The 24,932-nt window shown below is 45.3% G+C and carries 28 protein-coding genes; 24 read left to right on the top strand and 4 right to left on the bottom strand.

What is annotated here, in order from left to right; all coding sequences use genetic code 11:
• The 19 genes from nusB to QM657_RS05920 form a co-directional block, all read left to right on the top strand.
• A partial coding sequence (nusB, locus tag QM657_RS06010) for a transcription antitermination factor NusB (protein ID WP_415065671.1) occupies positions 1-569 on the top strand: 569 nt, incomplete at its 5' end.
• Position 570: 1 nt separating this feature from the next.
• A complete protein-coding gene (gene xseA / locus QM657_RS06005) occupies positions 571-1,899 on the top strand; it encodes an exodeoxyribonuclease VII large subunit (protein ID WP_415065670.1) in 1,329 nt (442 codons plus the stop codon).
• 13 nt (positions 1,900-1,912) lie between these two features.
• Positions 1,913-2,125 (top strand): exodeoxyribonuclease VII small subunit, encoded by a 213-nt coding sequence (gene xseB / locus QM657_RS06000; protein ID WP_415065669.1) that lies wholly within the window; start codon positions 1,913-1,915, stop codon positions 2,123-2,125.
• The gene (locus QM657_RS05995; protein WP_415065668.1) at positions 2,115-3,002 is read left to right on the top strand and encodes a polyprenyl synthetase family protein; all 888 of its coding nucleotides are present in this window, start codon (positions 2,115-2,117) and stop codon (positions 3,000-3,002) included. Before xseB ends, QM657_RS05995 begins: the two co-directional genes overlap by 11 nt.
• Positions 3,003-3,017: 15 nt before the next feature.
• Complete coding sequence (dxs, locus tag QM657_RS05990) at positions 3,018-4,922, top strand: 1-deoxy-D-xylulose-5-phosphate synthase (RefSeq protein WP_415065667.1); 1,905 nt, start codon at positions 3,018-3,020, stop codon at positions 4,920-4,922.
• Positions 4,919-5,731, top strand: coding sequence for a TlyA family RNA methyltransferase (locus QM657_RS05985; RefSeq protein ID WP_415065666.1), 813 nt, complete (start codon positions 4,919-4,921; stop codon positions 5,729-5,731). The genes dxs and QM657_RS05985 overlap by 4 nt, the downstream gene beginning before the upstream one ends.
• Before the next feature lie 23 nt (positions 5,732-5,754).
• The gene (locus QM657_RS05980; RefSeq protein WP_415065665.1) at positions 5,755-6,606 is read left to right on the top strand and encodes an NAD(+)/NADH kinase; all 852 of its coding nucleotides are present in this window, start codon (positions 5,755-5,757) and stop codon (positions 6,604-6,606) included.
• 57 nt (positions 6,607-6,663) lie between these two features.
• A complete protein-coding gene (gene argR / locus QM657_RS05975) occupies positions 6,664-7,113 on the top strand; it encodes an arginine repressor (RefSeq protein WP_415065664.1) in 450 nt (149 codons plus the stop codon).
• Between the two features lie 12 nt (positions 7,114-7,125).
• On the top strand, positions 7,126-8,808 hold the full coding sequence (recN, locus tag QM657_RS05970; protein ID WP_415065663.1) for a DNA repair protein RecN: 1,683 nt from the start codon (positions 7,126-7,128) through the stop codon (positions 8,806-8,808).
• A complete protein-coding gene (locus QM657_RS05965; protein ID WP_415065662.1) occupies positions 8,805-9,521 on the top strand; it encodes a DUF554 domain-containing protein in 717 nt (238 codons plus the stop codon). The genes recN and QM657_RS05965 overlap by 4 nt, the downstream gene beginning before the upstream one ends.
• A 143-nt stretch (positions 9,522-9,664) precedes the next feature.
• Positions 9,665-10,939, top strand: coding sequence for a SpoIVB peptidase (spoIVB, locus tag QM657_RS05960; protein WP_415065661.1), 1,275 nt, complete (start codon positions 9,665-9,667; stop codon positions 10,937-10,939).
• A gap of 531 nt (positions 10,940-11,470) precedes the next feature.
• Positions 11,471-12,277, top strand: a complete 807-nt coding sequence (gene spo0A / locus QM657_RS05955; protein WP_415065660.1) for a sporulation transcription factor Spo0A — start codon at positions 11,471-11,473, stop codon at positions 12,275-12,277.
• A gap of 96 nt (positions 12,278-12,373) precedes the next feature.
• Positions 12,374-13,819, top strand: coding sequence for a glycogen synthase GlgA (glgA, locus tag QM657_RS05950; RefSeq protein WP_415065659.1), 1,446 nt, complete (start codon positions 12,374-12,376; stop codon positions 13,817-13,819).
• A gap of 79 nt (positions 13,820-13,898) precedes the next feature.
• Positions 13,899-14,426, top strand: a complete 528-nt coding sequence (locus QM657_RS05945) for an HD family phosphohydrolase (RefSeq protein WP_415065679.1) — start codon at positions 13,899-13,901, stop codon at positions 14,424-14,426.
• 14 nt (positions 14,427-14,440) lie between these two features.
• On the top strand, positions 14,441-14,899 hold the full coding sequence (locus QM657_RS05940; RefSeq protein ID WP_415065658.1) for a divergent PAP2 family protein: 459 nt from the start codon (positions 14,441-14,443) through the stop codon (positions 14,897-14,899).
• A 93-nt stretch (positions 14,900-14,992) separates the two neighbouring features.
• Positions 14,993-15,559, top strand: a complete 567-nt coding sequence (locus QM657_RS05935; protein ID WP_415065657.1) for a putative ABC transporter permease — start codon at positions 14,993-14,995, stop codon at positions 15,557-15,559.
• Positions 15,560-15,625: 66 nt separating this feature from the next.
• Complete coding sequence (locus tag QM657_RS05930) at positions 15,626-16,219, top strand: Maf family protein (protein ID WP_415065656.1); 594 nt, start codon at positions 15,626-15,628, stop codon at positions 16,217-16,219.
• Entirely contained in the window at positions 16,216-17,001 is a 786-nt protein-coding gene (locus tag QM657_RS05925; RefSeq protein WP_415065655.1) for an HAD family hydrolase, read from the top strand. Before QM657_RS05930 ends, QM657_RS05925 begins: the two co-directional genes overlap by 4 nt.
• Before the next feature lie 21 nt (positions 17,002-17,022).
• Positions 17,023-17,994 (top strand): peptidylprolyl isomerase, encoded by a 972-nt coding sequence (locus QM657_RS05920; protein ID WP_415065654.1) that lies wholly within the window; start codon positions 17,023-17,025, stop codon positions 17,992-17,994.
• Between the two features lie 42 nt (positions 17,995-18,036).
• On the opposite strand, the gene QM657_RS05915 is transcribed toward QM657_RS05920, so the two are convergent.
• Genes QM657_RS05915 through QM657_RS05905 form a run of 3 tightly spaced genes read right to left on the bottom strand, consistent with a single transcriptional unit; the run spans position 18,037 to position 20,646 of the window.
• Positions 18,037-18,615, bottom strand: coding sequence for an accessory gene regulator ArgB-like protein (locus QM657_RS05915; protein WP_415065653.1), 579 nt, complete (start codon positions 18,613-18,615; stop codon positions 18,037-18,039).
• A gap of 32 nt (positions 18,616-18,647) precedes the next feature.
• A complete protein-coding gene (locus QM657_RS05910; protein ID WP_415065652.1) occupies positions 18,648-19,928 on the bottom strand; it encodes a sensor histidine kinase in 1,281 nt (426 codons plus the stop codon).
• Entirely contained in the window at positions 19,918-20,646 is a 729-nt protein-coding gene (locus tag QM657_RS05905) for a LytR/AlgR family response regulator transcription factor (RefSeq protein ID WP_415065651.1), read from the bottom strand. Before QM657_RS05905 ends, QM657_RS05910 begins: the two co-directional genes overlap by 11 nt.
• Before the next feature lie 254 nt (positions 20,647-20,900).
• On the opposite strand from QM657_RS05905, the gene QM657_RS05900 reads away from it, so the two are divergent.
• The 4 genes from QM657_RS05900 to QM657_RS05885 all read left to right on the top strand — a co-directional run bounded on the left by QM657_RS05900 (position 20,901) and on the right by QM657_RS05885 (position 22,841).
• Positions 20,901-21,044, top strand: coding sequence for a cyclic lactone autoinducer peptide (locus tag QM657_RS05900; RefSeq protein WP_415065650.1), 144 nt, complete (start codon positions 20,901-20,903; stop codon positions 21,042-21,044).
• Between the two features lie 353 nt (positions 21,045-21,397).
• Positions 21,398-21,616 carry a hypothetical protein gene (locus QM657_RS05895; protein ID WP_415065649.1) on the top strand — a complete coding sequence of 73 codons (219 nt, stop codon included), beginning with the start codon at positions 21,398-21,400 and terminating at the stop codon, positions 21,614-21,616.
• A gap of 68 nt (positions 21,617-21,684) precedes the next feature.
• A complete protein-coding gene (locus QM657_RS05890) occupies positions 21,685-22,050 on the top strand; it encodes a hypothetical protein (RefSeq protein ID WP_415065648.1) in 366 nt (121 codons plus the stop codon).
• Positions 22,051-22,100: 50 nt separating this feature from the next.
• Entirely contained in the window at positions 22,101-22,841 is a 741-nt protein-coding gene (locus QM657_RS05885; RefSeq protein ID WP_415065647.1) for a hypothetical protein, read from the top strand.
• 85 nt (positions 22,842-22,926) lie between these two features.
• Here QM657_RS05885 and QM657_RS05880 read toward each other — a convergent pair whose 3' ends face one another.
• Positions 22,927-24,213, bottom strand: coding sequence for a M18 family aminopeptidase (locus tag QM657_RS05880; protein WP_415065646.1), 1,287 nt, complete (start codon positions 24,211-24,213; stop codon positions 22,927-22,929).
• 180 nt (positions 24,214-24,393) lie between these two features.
• On the opposite strand from QM657_RS05880, the gene QM657_RS05875 reads away from it, so the two are divergent.
• Positions 24,394-24,891 (top strand): DUF5721 family protein, encoded by a 498-nt coding sequence (locus tag QM657_RS05875; protein WP_415065645.1) that lies wholly within the window; start codon positions 24,394-24,396, stop codon positions 24,889-24,891.
• Positions 24,892-24,932: the final 41 nt, after the last annotated feature.

Genomic DNA, 24,932 nt, shown 5'->3' with positions numbered 1-24,932 from the left:
TTGCACTGCGGACTAAAACACCACCCCATCAAACCAATCTTTTAAAACCCCTTGCACCACCCGCCGCCCCCCCCCCAAGAAAAAAGAAAATGCGGCCTTACGATAAACCAGGAGGACATTACCAAATGACCAGAAGTAAACTACGCGAACACTGCTTCAAAATGCTTTTTTGCATAGATTTCCATCCAGCAGAAGAAAAGCTCAACCAGCTCACCCAATATTTTGAAGCCCCCAGCCAAGACGACACAACCCCGGAAGGCAAAGAAGAGATCATCCACGATGTCACCATGAGTGAAGAAAACATCACCTATTTAATAGAAAGAACCCAATCTATCAGCGAAAAAATCCCCGAACTCGACGCCAAAATCGACGAGGTAGCTGAAGGCTGGAAAACAAAGCGCATGGGAAAAGCAGAACTCACCATCATCCGCCTCGCCCTGTATGAGATATTATTCGACGAAACCGTCCCAGAAAAAGTAGCCATCAACGAAGCCGTAGAATTAGCCAAAAAATACGGCCGAGACGACGCTCCAGCATTCATCAACGGAGTTTTAGCAAAGCTGGTGTAACATGGCAGCCGGCGTATATTCTGTTTCCCAGGTCAATGCCTACATCAAAAACATGTTTGCCCAGGATTTTGCCTTAAACCGAATCTCCGTCAAAGGCGAGGTGTCCAACTGCAAGTACCACACCTCCGGCCACATCTATTTCACCCTAAAAGACGGAACCTCTTCCATCTCCGCCGTCATGTTCGCCGGCCACCGAAAGGGCCTCACATTCAAACTGGAGGAAGGCCAGCAGATCACCGCCAAAGGCAGCATAGAAGTCTATGAGCGGGACGGAAGATACCAGCTCTACGCGCAGGAAATCACACAGGAAGGCCTTGGAGACTTATTCGAAAGATTCCAAAAGCTGAGAGCAGAATTAGAAGAAATGGGCATGTTCTCCCCAGAATACAAAAAGCCCATCCCCAGATACGCCAAAACCGTAGGAATCGTCACCGCCTCCACCGGAGCCGCAATCCGCGACATCATAAACATTTCTTCCAGACGAAACCCATACGTCCAGCTTTTCCTCTACCCAGCCTTAGTCCAAGGCGAACAGGCAAAGGAAAGCATCGTAAGAGGCATCGAAACCCTGGACCGTCTGGACCTGGATGTCTTAATCATAGGCCGTGGCGGCGGTTCCATCGAAGACCTGTGGGCATTCAACGAAGAAACCGTAGCAAGAGCCATATTTAATTGTAATACCCCCATCATATCTGCCGTAGGCCACGAAACCGACGTAACAATATCCGACTACGTGGCAGACATGCGGGCCCCCACGCCCTCTGCGGCAGCAGAGCTGGCAGTATTCGACTACAACCAGTTCCAGGAACAGACAGCCCTCTACAAAAACACTCTTTCAAGAACCATGGAGAGAAAAATAGAGCGCTGCCATTTCCGCACAGAACAATACAACCTAAAACTGAAATTCTACGACCCAAGCCGCCAGCTCCGTGAAAAGCGCCAGCGTCTGGCCGACATAGAAGAAAAGCTGAGAACCCTCATTTTGTCCACAACCGCCTCAGACAGAACCAGAGCGGCAGAAATAAAACTCCGCTTAAAAACCCTCATAGAAAAACAATCCGTCCGTGACAGGCACAGGCTGGAGCTTTTAATCAGCCACCTGGAAGCCAATTCCCCTTTAAAACGGATAGGCGGCGGATACGGATTTGCAACCGATGAAACGCACCGCCCTATAGAATCCGTAAAACAAATAAAACCCGGAGAAGAAATCCGGCTGAGAGTCCGGGATGGAAGCATCGATGCAGCCGTTTCCCGCATCACCCTCCAGGATACCGGCCTTCTCCCCCAAATGCCTGAAGAAAAAACATTACCCCCCAAGACGGGCCAATGAGGAGAAATTGTATATGGCAGCAAAAAAAGAAAGAACCATTGAGGAAACATTCACTGACTTAGAAGAAATCATACGCAAGCTGGAGGGCGGAGAAAGCTCTTTAGAAGAAGCCTTTCAATATTACGAGGCCGGTATGAAACTGGTCAAATCCTGCAATGAAAAGATAGATAAAGTGGAAAAAAAGATCATTGTCATAGAGGAAAATGGTGAAAATCATGAACTTTAAAGAAATACTGGATGCCAGAACAGAGGAAGTTTTTCGCGTGATAGAAACATACCTTCCCCCAGTGGAAGGTTATCAATCCACTGTTTTGTCAGCCATGGATTACAGCGTCCGGGCAGGAGGAAAGAGACTCCGCCCCATGCTGATGGAAGAAACTTACCGGTTATTCGGAGGAAAGGGAAAAGAAATCGAGCCGTTTATGGCGGCCATTGAAATGATTCACACCTCCTCCCTGATTCACGACGACCTCCCCTGCATGGACAATGACACCCTGCGCCGGGGACTTCCCACCGCCTGGGTGAAGTTTGGCTACGACATGGCAGTGCTTGCCGGAGACGGCCTTTTAATGTATGCCATGGAAACTGCCGCAAAAGCCCTTTCCATGACGGACCGCCCCGACTTAACCGCCAGATGTATGGGAATCCTGGCAGGAAAGACAGGAGTCTACGGCATGATAGGCGGACAGACAGTGGATGTAGAATTGTCCGGAAAACCTGTCTCAAAAGAACAATTAGACTTCATCTACCGCCTGAAAACCGGAGCCCTGCTAGAGGCTTCCATGGTGATCGGAGCCATTCTGGGCGGAGCGGATGAAAAAGAAATAAATCTGGTGGAAAAAATGGCTTCCTCCATTGGACTGGCCTTTCAGATTCAGGATGACATCCTTGATATGACCAGCAATGAAGAGGTTCTTGGAAAGCCTGTGCTCAGCGATGAAAAGAACCATAAGACCACCTATGTAACCCTTGAGGGCATGAATAAGGCTAGGCAGGATGTGGAGAGGATTTCGGAAGAGGCAGTTTCCTGTCTCCATGAGCTTCCCGGAAAGAATGAATTTCTGGAAGAACTGATCCGTATGCTGGTGAACCGTGAAAAGTAAGGACCTGATAAAAATATGATACTGGAATTGATAAACGGGCCTGAGGATATCAAAAAGCTGACAAAGCAGGAGCTTGATATCCTGGGTCAGGAAATCCGGGATTTCTTAGTAGAGAAAATAAGCGTGACCGGAGGCCATCTGGCTTCCAATTTAGGCGTAGTAGAGCTGACTATGGCCATTTATCTGGCCTTTGACCTTCCAAAAGATAAGGTGATCTGGGATGTGGGCCATCAGTCCTACACCCACAAGATACTCAGCGGCCGGAGAGAAGAATTTGATGATCTGCGCCAGTACGGCGGTATGAGCGGTTTCCCCAAACGAAAGGAAAGTCCCTGTGACTGCTTTGATACGGGACACAGCTCTACTTCTGTTTCAGCCGGTCTGGGCCTTGCCCAGGCAAGAGACGTGCTGGGAGAGGACCATTTTGTCGTTTCCGTCATCGGAGACGGCGCACTGACCGGAGGAATGGCCTACGAGGCCCTTAACAATGCGGCCAGGATGAAGAAGAACTTCATCATTATTTTAAATGACAACAACATGTCCATTTCAGAAAATGTAGGCGGCATGTCCACCTACTTAAACAGCATCCGTACAGGAGAAGGCTATCTGGACTTAAAAAAGCATGTGACTAATATACTGTCCCGCATTCCGGCAGTCGGCGACCAGCTCATCGAAAAGATCAGCCGCACCAAGAACGGAATCAAGCAGCTCTTAATTCCCGGAATGCTGTTTGAAAACATGGGAATCACCTATTTAGGCCCTGTGGACGGCCACAACATCAAAGCCCTTTCCAGAGCCTTAAGAGATGCCAGGAAGCTGGACCACACGGTCCTGGTTCATGTGATCACCCAAAAAGGAAGAGGTTACGCTCCGGCGGAGAAAAATCCGTCTAAATTTCACGGGGTGGAACCATTTGACATCCTCACCGGAGAATTTAAAAAAGAAAAGAAAAATCCCAGCTACACCGATGTGTTCTCCAAGGCTATCTGCCGTCTGGCAAAAGAGGATGAAACCATTGTGGCAGTGACAGCGGCCATGCCTGATGGAACAGGATTAAAGCGGTTCGCCCGCACATATCCGGGCCGCTTTTTTGACGTGGGCATTGCAGAGGAGCACGGAGTGACATCTGCGGCAGGAATGGCAGCCGGAGGCTTAAAGCCGGTGGTGGCCGTTTATTCCTCATTTTTGCAGAGAGGCTATGACCAGATTCTCCACGATGTCTGTATTCAGAACCTGCCTGTGGTTTTTGCCGTAGACAGGGCCGGACTTGTGGGCAGCGACGGGGAAACCCATCAGGGAATCTTTGACTTGTCTTATTTATCGGCAATTCCGAATATGAGCGTATTTGCGCCAAAAAATATGTGGGAGCTTATGGATGGCCTGGAATTTGCCTTGTCCTATGGCGGCCCCTTTGCCCTGCGCTATCCAAGAGGAGAGGCTTACAAGGGCTTAAAGGAATTCCGTTCCCCCATTGAATACGGCAAGGGGGAAATGCTCTATGAGGAAAGTGACATTGCACTGCTGGCTGTGGGAAGCATGGTGAGCACCGGTGAGCATGTGAGAGAGAAATTAAAGGCAGAAGGGTGGAACTGCACCCTGGCTAACGGCCGTTTTGTAAAGCCCTTTGACAAGGCGCTGGTGGACCGGCTGGTAAAAAAACACTGGCTCATTGTGACCATGGAGGAAAATGTGCTTCAGGGCGGATACGGCCTTGCTGTTACCGGATATATTCATGAACAGTATCCGCATGTAAAGGTGATGAACATCGCTCTGCCGGACTCCTATGTGGAGCACGGCAATGTATCGCTTCTTAGAAAGGGCCTGGGAATTGACAGCGATTCCGTCATATGGAGGCTTAAAAAGGAGTATCTGGACACGGAGCGCCAGAATGCGGAATGGAAGGAAATGCATAAGAAATGAAAGAACGATTGGATGTGCTTTTGGTAAAGAACGGACTGGCTGAATCCAGGGAAAAGGCGAAGGCAATTATTATGGCCGGAATCGTCTATGTGGACGGAGAAAAAGAGGATAAGGCAGGCACCTCATTTGAAGAAACAGCAGCCGTAGAAGTGAGAGGAAGCACTCTTAAATATGTGAGCCGGGGAGGGTTAAAGCTGGAAAAGGCTATGACTCATTTTGACGTTACCCTGGAGGGAAAGGTGTGCATGGACGTAGGAGCTTCTACCGGAGGCTTTACGGACTGTATGCTTCAAAACGGTGCGGTCAAGGTTTACGCCGTAGATGTGGGACACGGACAGCTTGCCTGGAAGCTTCGCAACGATCCCCGTGTGGTCTGTATGGAAAAGACCAACATCCGCTACGTGACCCCGGAGGATATTAACGACAGGATTGAATTTTCTTCCATTGATGTTTCTTTTATTTCCCTGACAAAAGTGCTGGGGCCGGTGAAGAACCTTCTGAGAGAAGAGGGGGAAATTGTCTGTCTCATCAAGCCCCAGTTTGAAGCGGGGCGGGAAAAGGTGGGAAAAAAGGGAGTGGTGAGAGAAAGCTCTGTCCATCTGGAAGTCATTGAACACGTGATTTCCCATGCAGTGAGCATCGGGCTTTTGCCCCTCCACCTGGAGTATTCGCCCATTAAGGGACCGGAAGGCAATATTGAGTATTTGCTCCATTTAAAGAACCATCAGGAAGGAGAAGTCTGCCCAGACCACACTCTTGATCCGGAAAAGACCGTCAGAGAGGCTCATACAGACTTAGGACAACACTAAGAGAAGGCAGATAAAAGTTTATTATGAAGCATTTTTTTGTGATCATAAATCCGGATAAAAAGGGGGCCAGGGAAACTGCCGGCAATATCTGCAGTTATCTGGAACAGCATGGAGCTGTCTGCCGGATCGGGGAACGGGACAGAGGGAGAGCTGGAAAGCATTATACTGACGCTTCCACGGTGCCTGAGGATACGGACTGCATCATCACTCTGGGAGGGGACGGCACGCTGATTCAGGCTGCCAGAGACCTGGCGGGGAAAAATATTCCCATGCTTGGAATCAACCGGGGAACCCTTGGATATCTGACCCAGGTGTCCCGCACAGAAGAGATCGAAGACGCCCTTTCTTCCCTGTTAGCCAATGACTACAGGCTGGAGGAGCGGATGATGTTAAGCGGCTGCGCATACCGCGACGGAAAAATCATCGCTCAGGACATCGCTTTAAATGAGATCGTCATGACCAGAAGCGGACTTGTGAAAATGCTGCAATTGAAGGTTTTTGTCAACCAGGAGTTTCTGAATGAATACAGGGCTGACGGACTGATCGCGGCCACACCCACCGGTTCCACGGCTTATAACCTTTCCGCAGGCGGGCCTATTATTGTTCCGGATTCCAAGATGGTGGTTTTGACCCCCATCTGTTCCCATGCCTTAAATGCCAGAAGTATTGTGCTTTCTGCCGACGACTGGATTCAGATCGAGCTGATGGGAGAAAAGGGCGTGTGCCAGGCGGCGGTATTTGACGGGGATACGGCTATGGAACTCTATCCCGGCGATTATATTGAAATACGGCGGGCGGATATTAAGACCATTCTGGTGAAACTGAAAAACATATCATTTTTAGACAACCTGCGCAACAAGATGGCCGGTATATAAGGTGAATTCGCCCGAAGGGCAAAGAGAAGACCCCCTGGGGGGTAAGGAGGAGGAGCTATGAAGCTGGAACGACACAGCAAGATTGTGGAACTTATCGGAAAACACGAGATCGAGACTCAGGAGGAACTGGCGGATTATTTGAACCAGGCTGGCTTTGCAGTGACCCAGGCCACTGTTTCCAGGGATATCAGGGAGCTGAAACTGACCAAGGTTCAGTCTGAGTCAGGGAAACAGCGGTATGTGGTGCTTCAGAACCAGAGCTCTTTCAGCGATAAATATATCAGGATTTTAAAGGATGGCTATATGTCCATGGACATGGCTCAGAACATTCTGGTCATCAAGACCGTATCCGGCATGGCTATGGCTGTGGCGGCTGCTCTTGATGCCCTTCATTTCAGCGAGATGGTGGGCTGTATTGCAGGGGACGATACCATTATGTGCGCCATCAGAAGCGCTGATGATACCATACTTATGATGGAAAAATTGAAAAAACTCATTGCAGGATAAAGGAGCGGTGTCATGCTTTCAGAATTACATGTAAAGAATCTGGCGTTGATTGAAAAAGCCGATGTGGAATTTCAGGATGGGTTTAATGTCCTGACCGGAGAAACCGGAGCAGGTAAATCCATCATCATCGGCTCGGTCACCATTGCCCTGGGCGGCAAGGTGCCCAAGGATATTATAAGAAAAGGGGCGGAATACGCTTATGTGGAGCTGATTTTTACGGTTAAAGAGCCTGAAAAAATCCGTCTGCTTCAGGCGCTTGATGTCCAGCCCGACCAGGATGGCACGGTTATCATCTCCAAGAAGATCATGCCCTCCAGAAGCTTAAGCAAAATCAATGATGAAACGGTGACCGCGGGAAAGCTGCGGGATATTACCGGCCTTCTGATCGATATTCATGGACAGCATGAACATCAGTCTTTACTCTACAAATCCAAACATCTTGCCATCCTGGACCGCTATCAGGAGAAAAAATCCCATGAGCTAAAAAAGAATATCGGAGAAACTTATGGGGAATACCTCCGTTTAAAGGACCGTCTGGCATCTTTCCGCCTGGATGAAGAGACCCGGCTGAGGGAGATGGACTTTATCCGCTTTGAAATCGAAGAAATCGAAAATGCCGGGCTGAAAGAGGGAGAGGAGGAAGAACTGTCCTCCAGATACCGCTTCTTTTCCCATGCAAAAAAAATCGGAGAAAGCCTTTCTTTGGCTTATTCCGCAGTGAATTCAGACGTGATCGGAAGGGCTTTAAAAGAAGTGGAATCCGTGGCTTCCTACGACAAGGGCTTGAGCGCCATACTGGACCAGCTTTTTGACGCGGACTCTATTTTAAGGGATATCAGCCATGAAATCACCTCCTATATGGACAACATGTCCTTTGATGAGGAAGAACACAGGCAGACGGAGGAACGGCTTGACCTCATCCGCAGCCTGCAGGCAAAGCACGGAGGAAGCCTGGAACAGATTTTTATCAATCTGGAAGAAAAACAAAAGCGTCTGGAAGAGCTGGAGGACTATGATGCGGTCAGAAGCCGGACGGCAGAGGAACTGCAGCGCGTTTCAGACCGCCTGGAGTCTCTTTGCGCCCAACTGTCTGAGATGAGGAAGCAAACAGCCAAAGAACTGACGGAAAAGATCAAGGAAGGGCTTTTGGACTTGAATTTCATTGACGTGGAATTTTCCATGGAGTTTTCACGTCTTGATCACTATACGGCCAATGGATATGACGAGGCGGAATTTGTGATTTCCACCAATCCTGGAGAGCCCTTAAAGCCTTTGGGCATGGTGGCTTCCGGCGGAGAGCTCTCCAGGATCATGCTGGCTATTAAGACGGTGCTGGCGGATACGGATGACATTCCCACCTTGATTTTTGATGAAATTGATACGGGAATCAGCGGGCGCACAGCCCAGAAGGTGTCGGAAAAGCTGGTTTACATCGCAGGAAACCATCAGGTGATCTGCATCACCCATCTGCCCCAGATTGCGGCCATGGCTGACTGCCATTATGAGATCGCAAAGGCAGTGGATGAGGGACGCACCTCCACTTCCATACGCTGTCTTGAGGAGGAAGAGATGGTAGAGGAGCTGGCCAGGCTTTTAGGAGGCGTGGAGATCACGGAAGCGGTGAGAGCCAATGCAAGGGAAATGAAGAGAATGGCAAAAAAAGAGAGAAAGACAGCCGGGAGTACGAAAAGATGATTGGAATTGGAACGTTGATCAATGTAGGAGGGATTGTGGCAGGCGGCCTGGGGGGCCTTCTTTTTGGAAGAAAAATGGAAGAACGTTTTCAGGCTACCTTAATGAGTGCGGCGGGGATCAGCGTTATGATTCTTGGTATCGGGGGCGTTATGGAGGAAATGCTGGCCATTTCTCAGGGAGAGCTGGTGTCTGGAGGGACCATCATGCTGATTCTTTCCTTTTTTATAGGAGCTTTGGTGGGAGAATGGCTGAATATTGAGCTGGCTATGGAACGTTTTGGAGAATGGCTTAAAATAAAAACAAACAGCAGCGGGGATACTAAGTTTGTAGACGGATTTGTGACAGCCTCTCTTACGGTCTGCATCGGAGCCATGGCAGTGGTAGGAGCTATTAAAGATGGAATTTCGGGGGATTATTCCGTGCTCGCTGTCAAGGGTCTTTTGGATATGATTATCATTTTGGTTATGACTGTTTCTCTTGGAAAGGGATGCATTTTTTCTGCTGTTCCAGTAGGGATATTTCAAGGGCTGGTGACTCTTTTAGCGAGATTAATTGAGCCAATCATGACGGTGCAGGCATTATCCAACTTATCCTTGACCGGTTCTGTTTTGATTTTTTGCGTAGGCGTTAATCTGGTCTGGGGGAAGATCATCAAGGTGGCGAACCTGCTCCCTGCTATATTTTTTGCCGTAATTTTTGCTTTTATTCTTTGAAAAATTTTATTCTGCTATAATGCTGCCACCGAAAGAAAATAGTTACAACTAAAATATGACAGTGTGATTTAAATATTTTCTCACATACTAAGAGAGGAGTCAAAAAAATTGACTTCTTTCACTCATCTAAGGAGGTATGTGAGATGGAAAAAAAGAGGATACACAGACTTATCGTAAGGATGTTCTGGGTCAGTCTGGTTTTTTGCATCGGATTTACCTGGTTCTATATGAAGCGGGTGATTCCAGACAAATTGAATATCGTTGCAGAGGAAGAAGAACAGTTTCATTTCTCCATGCCTTTTGATGTGACGCTGTATTCCGACAGTGAGGAAGTGGTTTTAAACAATGGTTCCAACATTCCTTCCGACCAGATCCATTTACAGGTAAACCAGCCTTTTTCTGTATATTCAGAAAATCAGGGCAGTTACAGGCTGGGATTAAAACTGTTTGGCTGGATTCAGTTAAAGGATATACAGGTCAATGTGGTAGATACCAAATATGCGGTTCCCTGCGGAACGCCTGTTGGAATCTATTTGAAATCGGACGGCATCCTGGTAATCGGTACAGGAGATATCACCCAAAAGGACGGAATGACCGCAACACCGGCCTTTGGAATCCTCCAGTCAGGAGATTACATTGAAACCATTAACGGCACGGCCCTGACAGATAAGGAAGCCCTGATGGATGAATTGGGAAAAATCGGCGCTTCTGAGGCAGTTCTTAAAGTCAGACGCAATGGAGAGGATATTGATGTAAAAATGACTCCCGTAGAAGCAGATGACGGAACCTACAAGCTGGGCGTCTGGGTCAGAGATGACACTCAGGGAATCGGAACCATGACCTATGTGGACATGAACGGCCAGTTCGGCGCATTAGGCCATGGAATCAGCGACAGCGACACAGGAGATGTGGTTCAGATCACGGACGGGTCTCTTTACGAAACAGCTATTTTGGGAATTGAAAAAGGAACCTTTGGAAAACCAGGGGTTATGAGCGGAATTATCTATTACGGACCAGGTTCCACCTTGGGAAGTATTACGGCCAATACAGAAGAGGGGATATTTGGGAAAGTAAATGACCGGTTTAAGCAAAAACTGGAACAGGATGCGATTCCCATCGGTTATCGCCAGGATATTAAAAAAGGCGTTGCCCATATAAGAAGCAACGTATCCGGGAGTATCAGGGATTATGAAATTGAGATTCAGCGGGTTGATTACTCTACGTCACATAAGAGCAAAGGCATGGTGATCAAGGTCACTGATCCGGATTTGCTGGCTCTTACGGGAGGCATTGTGCAGGGAATGAGCGGATCACCGATTATACAGGATGGGAAGCTGGTGGGGGCAGTGACTCATGTATTTATCCAGGACTCAACAAGAGGATATGGAATATTTATTGAAAACATGCTATCCCATTGAGCCGGGCAGAACAATAGAGAAGGAGATGCGACGCAAGCTTGCTTGCACGAGCATCTTTTTCTCTATTGTTCTATGGGGCGAGAGCCCCGCAACCGATGGTGCCCGCCAGGGTGCCATCGGTTGCCCCGGCGGACCAGCCAATCAAATTTTAACTCTTTTTTAACTCTTTTAATCCCTCTCAAAATATGTTACTATAACCCTATACATCCCCCAAACTTTTCCATTGACAAGTAATATCAATTTTCAACACCCCTTAAAAAACCAGCCGTCCCCCAGCCAAGCCACAATACCTCTTTCGACACCCTCGAAAAAAAGAATTTTACCCCAAAATTCGCCCTCAAATTGTCACCTTTTGTCGAAGAATGCGACAGAATTCCATTGCGGCAAAAGCCGGGCCAAGTCTATAATGTCAATACACTCGTTAAAAAACTTGTTAAAAACTGTATCAAAAACTGTATCAAAAACTGCATCAAAAACTGTATCAAAAAACCGTGTAAAAAAAACACCAAAACCAGGGAGGAGAGTATCAATATGTCACAAATTAGTATTGCGATTGCGGATGATAACCTGCAGACCTTAAATCTGCTGAACGATATACTGGAGGGAGAAGCTGATTTCCACGTGGTTGGAAAAGCAGATAATGGCGAAGATGCCTACAACATGATACTGAAAACAAATCCGGATGTTGTCTTATTGGACGTAATCATGCCGAGGATGGACGGAATCACAGTGATGGAACGTGTCAGAGGAAACGGCACCATTGCAAAAATCCCGTCGTTTATCATGGTAACTGCGGCAGGAAGCGAGAATATTACCGAAGATGCGTTCCGCATGGGGGCAAATTATTACATAATGAAGCCTTTCAGCAAGGACATCATCGTCGATAAAGTGCGCAGGGTAGGCCAGAGAAAGACAAAAACTCCCAGCCTTCAGGGAATGAAAAAGGTAAAGCCTTATGTCAACAAAGTGGAATACATGGAGCAGAACCTGGAAAATGATGTCACCCAGATGCTTCATGAAATCGGAATTCCCGCCCACATAAAAGGCTACCAATATCTCCGGGATGCCATCGTGATCTCCGTACAGGACCAGGAAATGCTCACTTCTGTGACAAAGATCCTCTATCCTTCCATTGCCAAGAAGCACCAGACAACGCCCAGCCGTGTGGAACGCGCCATCCGCCACGCCATTGAAGTTGCCTGGAGCCGCGGAAAAATGGACACCATCAATGAACTGTTCGGATACACCGTAAGCACGGGAAAAGGAAAACCGACTAATTCCGAGTTTATTGCTCTAATTGCCGATAAAATCAGACTGGATTACAAAAAACTTTCTTAAAATTTAATGTTTAATACTTCCTTATTTCCGAAAAATGCAGTATACTAGACAATAGCAGACAACACCCAAGGGTGAACCGGATAAGGGAGGTTATGTATGAAGAAAATATTGTTCGTTGCATCAGAAGCAGTACCCTTTATCAAGACTGGAGGACTTGCGGATGTGGTGGGGTCCCTTCCAAAGTGCTTTGATAAGGAATACTTTGATGTCAGAGTATTAATTCCCAAATATTTGTGTATGAAAGAAGAATGGAGAAACCAGATGACCTATGTGGATCATTTCTACATGGATTACCTGGGGAAAAATAGATATGTGGGAATTCTTCAATATGTTTACGAGGGCATTACCTGTTATTTCATTGACAATGAAGAATATTTCAGCGGCGCTAAACCTTATGGGGACTGGTATCAGGATTTGGAAAAGTTCTGCTTCTTTTCCAGAGCAGCTTTATCTGCACTTCCTGTAATTGGATTTCAGCCTGATGTAATACATTGTCATGACTGGCAGACCGCTCTCATTCCCGTTCTGTTAAAGGACCGGTTCCACGACGGTGAGTTTTTCCAGAATATGAAATCAGTAATCACCATCCACAACCTGAAATTTCAAGGTGTATGGGATGTTAAAACAATACAAAAGTTTACCTGCCTTCCGGATTATTACTTCACACCCGATAAGCTGGAGGCATATAAGGATGGTAACTTATTAAAAGGCGGCATCGTCTATGCCGATGCCATCACCACGGTCAGCGATACGTATGCGGAAGAGATCAAGATGCCGTTTTACGGAGAGGGCCTGGATGGCCTGATGCGGGCCAGGGCAAACAGTTTGAGGGGAATTGTCAACGGCATTGATTACGAGGAGTTTGATCCGGAGACTGACACCTATATTGAGCAGACCTACAACGCAAAGAACTTCCGCAAAGAGAAGATCAAGAATAAGCGGGCCCTGCAAAAGGAACTGGGATTGAATCAGGATGATAAGAAGTTCATGATCGGAATTGTTTCCAGACTGACAGACCAGAAGGGGCTTGATTTAATCCAGTGCGTTATTGACGAGTTATGCCAGGATGACATTCAGCTTGTGGTTCTCGGTACAGGCGAGGAGCGGTATGAAAATATGTTCCGCCACTACGCATGGAAATATCCGGATAAGGTTTCTGCTAATATTTTTTATTCAGAAGCCATGTCCCATAAGATTTATGCGTCCTGTGATGCGTTTCTCATGCCTTCCCTGTTTGAGCCCTGCGGCTTAAGCCAGCTCATGTCGCTCCGCTATGGAACAGTGCCCATTGTGAGGGAAACAGGCGGCTTAAAGGATACGGTAGAGCCTTATAACGAGTTTGAAAACAAGGGAACAGGATTTTCCTTCTCCAACTACAATGCCCATGAGATGCTCAGCTCCATCCGGTATGCACAAGGCATTTACTACGATAAAAAAAGGGAATGGAATAAGATCATAGACCGGGCCATGACAAAGGACTACTCATGGAAAACATCGGCTACGAAATACCAGGAACTCTATGACTGGCTGATCGGCTATTAAGCAGCACCTTTTTAAGAAAGAAGCGATTGAAATAAGAATGGAACACATGCATATAACCCAGGAGGAAAAAGAGGAAGTCATGAGATGGGCAGAAGACTCCTCCTGGGTGGAAAAGGAATATTACAGTGAGGATTTGGAATATATGGACTGTGTCAGAGATATTCTGGACAGTCCGATATTTCAGTCCATGGATCGATTTATGCAGCACGGAGACACTACGTGTAAAGCCCACTGCATCAAAGTGTCCTATATGAGCTACTGCATCTGCAAAAGGCTGGGCTGGGATCATAAAGAGGTTGCCAGAGCCGGTCTTCTTCACGATTTCTTCCTGTATGACTGGCATACCCATGCCAGGGAGACAGGAAATCATTTTCACGGGTTTACTCATCCCAGAATCGCACTTAACAATGCGGTTAAACATTTTGAATTGACGGAAAAAGAAAAAGATATGATCCTGCGCCACATGTGGCCCTTGACCCCCGTACCGCCTAAGAGCAGGGAAGGGTTTGCGATCATTTATTCGGATAAATTCTGCGGTCTGGCTGAAACAGCCGCAAGAATCAAGCGTTGGATTTTATACGGTTTTGGAAGGAAAAGCGCTGCATAAATATGGAGGAAACCATGACATTTTGGGAAGATATACTTAAGAATCAGGTTCTGGTGACTTCAGTTGCCGGCTGGCTGGTGGCCCAGGTCTTAAAGACGATCATCGACTTAGCCCTTAACAAAAATTTTAATCCGGAGAGGCTGGTAGGTTCCGGGGGAATGCCCAGTTCCCACTCCTCGACGGTATGTGCTTTGACAACCGCCGCCAGTTACCGCTATGGTGTCGGTTCTTTTGAGTTTGCGGTCAGTTTTGTGCTCTCCATGATTGTCATGTATGACGCCATGGGAGTCCGGAGGGAGACGGGAAAGCAGGCGAAGCTGCTCAACAGCCTTCTGCTGGAGAATCCCTTAAAGCTCAATGCGGAGATACTCCAGGAGAAGTTAAAGGAGTATGTGGGGCATACCCCTCTCCAGGTGGCAGCGGGGGCAATTTTAGGAATTTTCCTGGCTTTATTTATTGCTCAGTATTATTAAAGAGAATTGTAAGAAAATAACCCTTGATTTCTTAAGATATCCATATTATACTTTAACGAGTTAAAGAAAGGATATGAAAAAATCGGAGGTAACATGAATACGTCAATTTATCACAGCATAAACTGTTTTTTTCTGTTCAGCTTTCTGGGATATATGCTTGAGTGTATTGTACTCACCTATGAGAATAAAAAACCAGTGCTGAACCGGGGGTTTGGTCATGGTCCGTTTTGTATCATCTATGGGTTCGGGGCAGCAGGAGCCATGATTCTTTTAAAGCCTCTTGCGGATAATCCGATTCAGCTCTACTTTGCAGCCATGGTTATGGCGACATTTATGGAGATTGTGACAGCCCGTATGATGATAAGGCTCTTTGGTTCCTTCTGGTGGGATTACAGCCGGAAATTCATGAATTATAAAGGGATCATTTGTCTGGAGAGCAGCATTGCCTGGGGATTCTTAGGTATTTTTTATTTTCGTTTCCTCAATGGGTTTGTCAACGGAATGGCAGGAAGAATACCCGATGATTTTGAACGGATGGTGGCGTTGAGCCTGTTGGCTTTTTATATGGCTGACTTCATATACACCATGAGAATGCGTCTTCGCGGCGATGATGACGAGGATGAGGATGCGTCCATGATCGGACGTCTGAAAGTATATTGATGAGAGGCGGGATTCCACAAGGGTCCCGCTTATTTAACGTTATGGCTTATTTGAAAAGGAGTTTTTATGGATCAGACAGAGAAAATTGTGCTGGCTTCGGCATCTCCAAGGAGAAAAGAGCTTTTGGCTCAGATCGGAATGATACCGGAGATTGTGCCCAGCACCATAGATGAGATAATCACAACTGATGTGCCCAAAGAGGCTGTCATGGAGCTGTCCTGCCAGAAGGCGGAGGATGTGGCCTGTTTCCAGAAGCCGGGTACCTGGGTCATCGGTGCGGATACCGTGGTTGCGGCAGGAGGAGAAATTTTAGGAAAGCCGTCTGATCATGACGATGCATTTCGTATGATTTCCCTGTTAGAGGGGAAGACCCATCAGGTATATACAGGGGTAACTCTGGTGTATTGTGGAGAAAGAGGACGAAAGAAACGGACATTTGTGGAAAAGACTGATGTGCATTTATACCCCATGTCTAATGAAGAGATTAAGTCCTATGCGGACAGCGAAGAGCCTTTGGACAAGGCCGGGGCTTATGGGATACAGGGAAAGTTTGCAGCTTTTATCAAAGGGATTGACGGGGATTACAATAATGTAGTAGGATTACCTGTAGGACGGGTATACCAGGAGCTTAAGAAGATGGCCGAGGAGGAGAGAGAATGATAAAGCTGATTGCATCGGATATTGACGGAACTCTGGTAAAGGACGGATGTCATGACATCAATCCGGAGCTTTACGATGTGATTTTAAAATTAAGGGCAAAGGGCATTCAGTTTGCCGCAGCCAGCGGACGTCAGTGGGGCAGCATAGAATCCATATTTTATCCTATTAAAGAAAAGATTTTTTATTTGTCGGATAACGGCGCTTATGTGGGCCTTCACGGAAGACGCCTCTACACCAATCCCATTGACCGTCAGACTGTTATGGAATTAATCCGTGATGTGCGTGAGAAAAAGGGGCTGGAGATCATGCTGAGCGGCCCGGACATCATTTATATGGAAACAAAAAATCAGGATGTTCTGGACTGGATGATAAACGGCTATAAATTCCGTATTCAGCAGGTGGAGGATTTGACTGCGGTGGATTCGGAATTCATTAAGATATCCATATACCGGGAACGCGATGTGGAATCCAATACCAGGGATTTGCAGGAAAAGTATGGAGACCGTTTAAAGATCACCATAGCCGGCGATATGTGGCTGGACTGCATGAAAAAGGGAATCAATAAGGGACAGGCCGTGAAGCTGCTTCAGGAGAGCCTTGGCATTAAGCCGGAGGAGACCATGGCATTCGGTGACCAGCTCAATGATGTGGAAATGCTGCAGCAGGCTTATTACAGCTTTGCCGTGGGAAATGCCAGGGAAGAAGTAAAAGCTGCGGCGAAATTCCAGACGGATATCAATGTAAATGACGGAGTTTTGAAAATATTGAAGCTGCTTTTGTAGGCAGTGAGGAAAGAGGTATTCATGAGAGGTCAATGCAGACGGGGGGTAAAGGTATTTCTGGCATCATTGACAGCAGCGGTTTTCCTGTCCGGATGCAGGGCTGAAATTCCCAGTGTTTCTGAGATCGGGGAGAGCAAGGCTTATACCATGCCTCAGTCCATGATCGTGGTAGCTACGGAGCGGAACCGGTATCAGCAGCTTTATACCAGCCAGATATGGGGCGTGGAGCTGCCGGTGGGTCAGACTTTTGAAGCCTATTTAGTGGAGCAGGTGAGGGAATTTCTTCATGAGATGAAGATGCTGAACCTTCTTGCCGTAAGCCGGGGAATCACGTTAAACGGCGGGGAGAAGGAAGAAGCCAGAAAGGCCTCAGAGGAATATTTCGCCTCCCTGACGGAAGAGGATATTTCCTATATGGGAGTGACGGCGGAGGATGTCAGACTCATGTATGAGGAATACTGTCTGTCCAATAAGGTGGTGGAGGAACTGACAAAGGATCTGAATCTGGAAATCAGCGACAGCGAAGCCAAGGTTATTGCGGTGGACCAGATTGTTTTATCGGATCAGGCAATTGCGGAAGAAGTGCTTTTAAAGGCTCAGGCCGAGGGAGCCGACTTCCAGGCCCTTGCCAGGGAATATTCGGAGGAAGGGGTCACCCAGCGGAAGATGGGAAGGGGAGAATCCCCAGGACCCGGTGAAGAGGCAGCTTTTTCCCTTTCTGTAGGTGAGATCAGTCCGGTGGTGGAGGAAAAGGGAAAGTATTATATCTTCCAGTGTGTCAATGACTATGATGAGGAGGCCACCCAGGAGAGAAAGGCCGGCTTGTACCGGGAGCGGAAGAAAGAGGCTTTTGATCAGATCTATTCCCGGTTTAAAGAGGAAAATCCGGTGGTTTTTAACAGTGAGATGTGGAAGGATGTCAAGTTTTCTAAAGACGATAAGACTACGACTACCAACTTTTTTGAGATTTATAAGAAGTATTTTTCTGAGTGATGGGAACTGGAGAGAAGAACAGGGCAATAAAAAAGAGGTAAATTACCCCTTTTTTATTGCCCTGTTCTTTATTTCTCCCAGTATAAGCATAAATGCTGAGGTACAGATTGACACGGTGATGCAGATAGAAATGGCAGCCAGACCGATTCTGTTTGCAATAAGGACAAGAATAGTCAGGATAAAGAAAACAGATTTTGTCCGTTTTTTGAAGACAGCCTGTTCTGTTTCATCCAGTTTTTTGTTTTCATCCTCCACCGGAGCCAATGCTAGTATGACTGTGCCTGAGAGGAGGAGAGTGATCATGATTCCCATATTGTTCCAGGAAATAAATTTTATAAGGCTGAGCGCTCCGGACAGAAGGAGAATAGAGAAGAAATAACATCTAGTTGCAGTCCGGGAGTGGTATCCTCCTGCATGGGTGCGCAGGAATGCGTATGTGACAGTAAAAACAACTCCTTGCCAAAGCATTCCAAACAGAGAGCTGATTACCATGGCGGTTAAGATGTTAAATAATAAAAGTATTCCCTGCCAGATTCCGTAAGAATATAATTCTTTATCCTCATATTTTATAATCTGATGTAAAATTAATTTTTCAGTCAGTTTGTCTGCAAAGTGTTCCATTTGTTCCTCCTTTTTATTCATAAAAGCGGGTATCAGGGGTGTTCATATACGAGTAATTTCACTGTAAAAACATGATCCATCGTGGTTATCTGCATGATTCCATGGTATTTTTGTATAGCAGCTTCAATGCTCTTTAATCCGAGACCGTGATTTTCCTGATCGTCTTTGCGTGATATGAAGATTTCATTGGATTTTTGGAAAAAGCCATCGAAAGAATTGCTGATTTCAAAAATTAAAACTCCCTTATTATATCTTATATCGATCTTAATCCATCGGTCTGTCTTTCGCATTGATACTGCTTCTATGGAATTGTCAAGCAGGTTTCCAAGCATTACAGCCAGATCAAAGGAAGAGATGGAAAGCTTTTCAGGTACTATAATTTTTGTGGTTACTTTGATTTTTTCCCTTTCAGCCTGCTGTAATTTAAAGTTGATTATGTTGTCTATGTCACTGTTTCCGGATGTGGACTGTATATAGTTTCCGCAGTATGTTTCGGTCAGTTCTGAAATTCGCTTGATTAATTCTTCATTTTTTCCCGACATTGCGAGATGCTGGATTGGTGAAAGCTTATTTTTTAAATCATGTCTGAAAATTTTGATATTTTCGAGAGAGGTGCTCATCAGCTCCATTTGATGCTGGTAATACCTGTTTTGTGCTTCAAGCAATTGTTTGTCCATTTGTGCGGACATGAAGCTGGAGATACAATCATACAGATAGAATGTCACAATGTTGATGATAAAAATAATTGCGATACACATGATAACATAAGCAGAGGGCATGGAACTCCCGGACAAAGTGATGAGAAATAAAATAATTGTCCCAAATGGAACGAAAAACAGACTCAGCCAGTAAATGAAAGGGAGTGGCTTTCGGCTTTTTACGTGATTAAACCCATGTGCCAGAAGTACAAAGGCGTAGGAAACAATTCTGATGCTGATGATACCAAATTCTGATTTGTGCTGAAACGATATAAAAAGATTTCTTCCGGGAATATCAGTTAAAAATACGATAATTGTTTCTATACAAGCTAAAGAAATGAACATGATAGAAACTGATAAAATTGATTTTTTTAAGTTGCCATAATAAAAACTGACAAGAATGAAAAACAGTGTGATAGTGGAAATTATCGTAATCAGAGGTATTCTAATATATATGTAAATACTGGCGGTGATGAGAAAATAGGCTGCATAAAAAAGGGGCTCTATTTTCCTGCTGAATTTAAATTCAGAATAGAAAATGTGGATATATTTATAGATCACGTAGGCCATGAACATTTCTGAAAGGATATAAACCGTTGTGTATTCAATATTCATCCGGATTTTCCACCCTTTCACTCATTTGCAAAGCTCTTATTTCCTGCCGTCTGCCCCTGCTGATTGGAAGTATTATTCCGTTAGACATAACGGTTTCTGAATACCCCAGTATGGAAATATGAGTGCGATTGATCAGATAGGAGCGGTGTATTCTTAAAAATGAATAGTTGGAGACAAGGATTAAGATTTCCTCCAGATTTCCATAAAATAAATCCTCTTGACTGGTCATCACAATTTTTATTCTGCGGTTCATGCTTTCAAAATACAGAATATTGTTTATTTCTGTTTTATAAGTTTCATTACCTTTTTGATACTCAAAAAATCCGGCGGATTTCTTTTTCTTTTCTAATGACAGTTCCAGGGAATTGATTACGAATTGAGGATCAATCGGTTTTTCGATAAAATTTAAAGGCTGTACATCAAAGAGCTGTTTGTAATAGCTGTCTTTCCCTGAAATGTATACGATATCGGTTATGTAATCTTTTTTGATTTTCCGGATGTGCTGGCCGACTTCGACCCCATTTATTTTCCCTAATTCTATATCAAGATAGATTAAATCGAAAGAGTTCCCCTGACTAAGAAAATGTAAAATACTTTCTCCTGAATAAAAGCAATCGATGCTTATCTTCATGAAGTTTTGGTTTGCATAGCTCGTTAGAATGTCTTCTACTTGCGCGCAGATGAATAAATCATCGTCACATATTGCGATTTTTACCATATCTCATTTCCCCTTTGTATTGCATAACATTAATAAAATTCTGTATGATTCTTTTATGTTATGAATTTTAGCACATTTTTTAAAGTTTGCAATCTATTATGCAATAAATTATTGCCAAATTGCAACGTGATAGGATATCAATGTGGAAAATTTTACAATTCACTACATTAAACTATACCATTCGTTACATGAGACAAAATATTTTGTAGAATTATGTTATAATCCTGTCAAAAGAAGAAAGGAGGATGATCAGTATGAGAAACATGTTTATTAAATTAGGGGGTATGCTGGCAAGTCTGGCATTAATGATCACGACCTTGAATATCAATACAGCTTGTATGGTATTTTCACATCAGCCTAAACTTCCTGAGAATGCTAAGCGTTTACGGCATTTTTAGAAATCTCAGGCTTTGATTATGGAAGTATTACAGTTGTTAGGGGGAGTTTCATTGAGTATTGATACATATACAAGGTGGGGAAAATATTGTTGATGCAGAGCATTTTACTGGTGAAGAAAATGCCAGTGTATTACTGAATACCAATATTGTAAAAAGGGCGTACAACGTGGGAGATTGATTTCTTCGTGAGGACTAAATATAAGACCGCAGATGGTATCTATGACTATGCCCGCTGGGAAGTGGATTTCTATGGCAGTAAGAATCATATAAGAGTCTCTAACAACTTATTTCCCGTTTTTTCTTCAATCAATAAAACGTCATAAACAAAGAAAAACTTTTCTGATATACTTTTAATGAACAGGGACGTGATTGAAAAAAGGGCAGACAACGTTCAAACCGCTACAATGAATCGAGAAGACCCGCAAAAAAAGAATTGGAAAAAAGGTTTGATGATGAACGTCTGGCTTCTAATATTGAACTTTGTACCGGCAAAAAGATATCCACAGAGAAACATATTAATTGGAAAAGCCAGGGACTTGGAAATTTTACCTTCCAACAACTGGCTTATCTAAAATCCACTTATGATGTGGAAGACATGGATGGGCAATCCTGTTATAATCTTCTGGCTGATTTAAGCAACATGGGAGTGTTGTCAGGTTATGATATTGTCAGGCAACATGTGAGATTCCCGGTTCCAGGAGGCAGAAATCCTGTGGGAGACGATATCATAAAACACAAGGAGGATTTTGAAAAACTGATAGCTATGGGGAGGGCGGTTCGGCAGCCCGATGGATCATATGCAGTGAATAATTCCTTTTTTCTTGGCGGAAATATATTGGAGAACCGTCAAATGGCGTATGATGATGCTTCAAGACGTTTAAGATCGACGTTAAATTCACCGGAGGGTTTTGACAGCCAGTCAGAATATCAAAGAGCAATAGCAGAAGAAAAGACGGAGTTAGAAGCTTATGAAAAGTTTTTGAATATACTCAAACTGATTAAATAAGTTAATTATGGGCCTATTTATATAAATGCCGATATTAAGAAAGGAAGAATATGAGAATTTCTAGCAATTTATTTCCCCTTTCTTCTTCAATCAATAGAAAGTCAGAAACAAAGAAAAGCTTTTCTGATATACTTTTAATGAACAGGGACATGATTGAAAAAGAGGCAGACAATGTTCGAACGGTTCCGATGAATCCGGGCGATCCTCAAAAAACAAAGTTGGAGGCAGAGTTTGATGATGAACAGCTAGCTTCTTACTTCGAAGATTATACTGGTGAAAAGATATCTACAGAAAAGCATATCAATTGGAATAGTCAGGGACTTGGAAAGTTGACCTCGCAGCAGCAGGCTTATCTAAAGTCTGCTTATGATGTGGAAAATATGGATGGACAATCTTTCTATAATCTTTTGTCTGATTTAAGTAATATGGGAGTACTGTCGGGCTATGATATTGTCAGGCAATATAGGAGCTTTCCGGTTCCAGGAGGCAGAAATCCTGTAGGAGACGATATCATAAAGCATAAGGAGGATTTTGAAAAGCTGATAGCCATGGGAAGAGCGGTTCCTCTACCCCAAGGAGGATATGAAGTGTGTAATTCCTTTTTCCTTGGCGGAAATATATTGGAAAACCGGCAAATGACTTATGATGCTGCTTCGAGGCGTTTAAGAGCAACGTTGAATACGCCAGATGGTTTTGACAGCCCATCAGAATATCAAAGGGCAATAGCAGAAGAGAAGAAAGCGTTAGAAGCTTATGAAAAATTTTTGGATATACTCAAACTGATTAAATAAGTTAAGAACATGTTATATAAAAATTTTTTGACTGTCCAGCATTAAGCAGACCAACAATGTTCCGCCGGTCTGCTTTTTGTGCTGTTTAAGCCCGGAAAAATGCCTCCGCCAGCCTTACAAGCGCCTCCTGATCTTTAGTCCCCATAACCTCCCTTGCAGAATGCATAGCGAGAATAGGAGCACCTGCATCCACTGTACGCATGGTCAGCAGGGCGGAAGAAATGCTTCCTAAAGTGGAACCGCCTTTCACATCGGAACGGTTGGAGAATTTTTTATAAGGAATATTCTCCCTCTTGCAGATGCCCTCAATCACTCCCGTGCTGGATGCATCCGTAGCATAAGACTGGCTGGCGGACAGCTTAATCGCTACCCCATCACCCATAACAATCTGGTTCTTAATATCACATTTTTCCCCATGATTCGGATGAATAGCATGAGCCACGTCAAGAGACAGCAAAAACCCGCTCATCAGAACATTTAAAAAGGTTTCCCTGGAATAGCCCAGAGATAAGAGCAGCTTTTCCAGAATCCGCTCCATAAGAGCAGAAGCAGCGCCCTGCTTGGTATGGCTTCCGATTTCTTCATTGTCATATAGTGCGATCACATTAATACCATTTTTGCATGGTCCTGCCATAATTCCGCTTAAGCATGCCTGTACAGAGGTTATGTTATCCAGACGGGGAGAGGAGTAAAATTCGTCCTGCAAGCCCAGGAGCGTTCCCTGCTCCTGAGTATAGATATATATTTCGTAATCCAGAATATCCTCTTTTTTCACTCCCGCCTCTTTTGCCAGAGCCTCCAAGAAAAAGTGCTCCTTACTCAACCCTTCCGTAATCCGGGCAATGAGGGGAAGCATGTCCACCTGGGCATTGATGGGCACTCCGTTGTTGGCCTCCCGGTTCATATGGATGGCCAGGCTGGGAACCGTGAGAAGAGGCCGTGAAAAGTCCACAAACACGGTTTCAGGCTTCATAGGAGATGATCCGGCCACACAGACCTTGCCTGCCATGGATAAAGGCCGGTCAAACCAGGTTCCCAGGAGGGGTCCTCCGTATACCTCCACATTAAGCTTTCCGTATTCCAGGGAAGTGACCTCAGGGGAAGGTTTGACCTTCAGACAGGGCCAGTCCGTATGGGAAGCGGCCAGCTTAAGAGCAGGCACCTCCCCCAGCTCTTCCCCTATGGAAAATGCCACCAGGGTGGAATCGAATGCATTTATGTAATAAGACCCGCCTTTTTTTAAATCCCAGGATTCAGCCAGAGGCAGCTCTTTAAAACCTGCAGCCGCAAGCTTATCCGCAGCCGCCATGATGCAGTGATAGGGAGAGACGGATGCGGCAATCAGTGTTTCCAACTCTTTGATATGGTTCATAAGGTTCCTCTTTTCTGCCCGCATATCCGGGCTCATTGCTTTTGTTAATACCATACCACAGTATACCACAGAAAAAAACGGTTTGGAATACCGGACAGCAGGGGAAATCCTGCGTTGACAGTCTGGGATGATCCGTTGTATAGTAAACGGGCAGAGATTATATGATGGGGAGAATTTGCCATGATCGCATTGAAAATTGAGGACTTAAAGCTCTTTACCTCCAGCTTGTTCGTTGGAGACGTGTTTGACCAGTTTCTTGTTAAAGAAGCTGTTATTACCACATTCAATACTTTTACCATAGATGGAGCCATACGCCCCGGTTACTATTCCGGTGAGGAGCTGGAGGAAATGAAAAACGGCCAGCTTTCCGCCTGGGCCATGGTGAAGCCCTTTTGTTTCTCCTTAATTAAGGGGAAACGGCTTCCTGTCAGCTTTCGGATCATTTTACAGATGTCACAGGAAGGAACCGGACGTTTTCTGGCTTCCCGCCAGCTTTCTTTCACACCGGAACAGGTGAAGGGGCTGTATTTAAACATCCGATATGAGGAGGATAAGCTCACCTGTGTGACAGGGACTTCGGTTTCCGTCTTCACCCTGGACAAGACCCTTGATGAGGAATGGGACCAGGCGGCAAAGGGATTTTTAAAACATCATACCATTCCATTTCTGGAAGAATAGAATTATTAGCACTCAGCTCAAATGAGTGCTGATTTTCTATT

The organism is Lacrimispora sp., assembly GCF_047605665.1.
Lineage (GTDB): Bacteria > Bacillota > Clostridia > Lachnospirales > Lachnospiraceae > Lacrimispora.
This window is presented reverse-complemented; position numbering and strand designations above follow the sequence as displayed.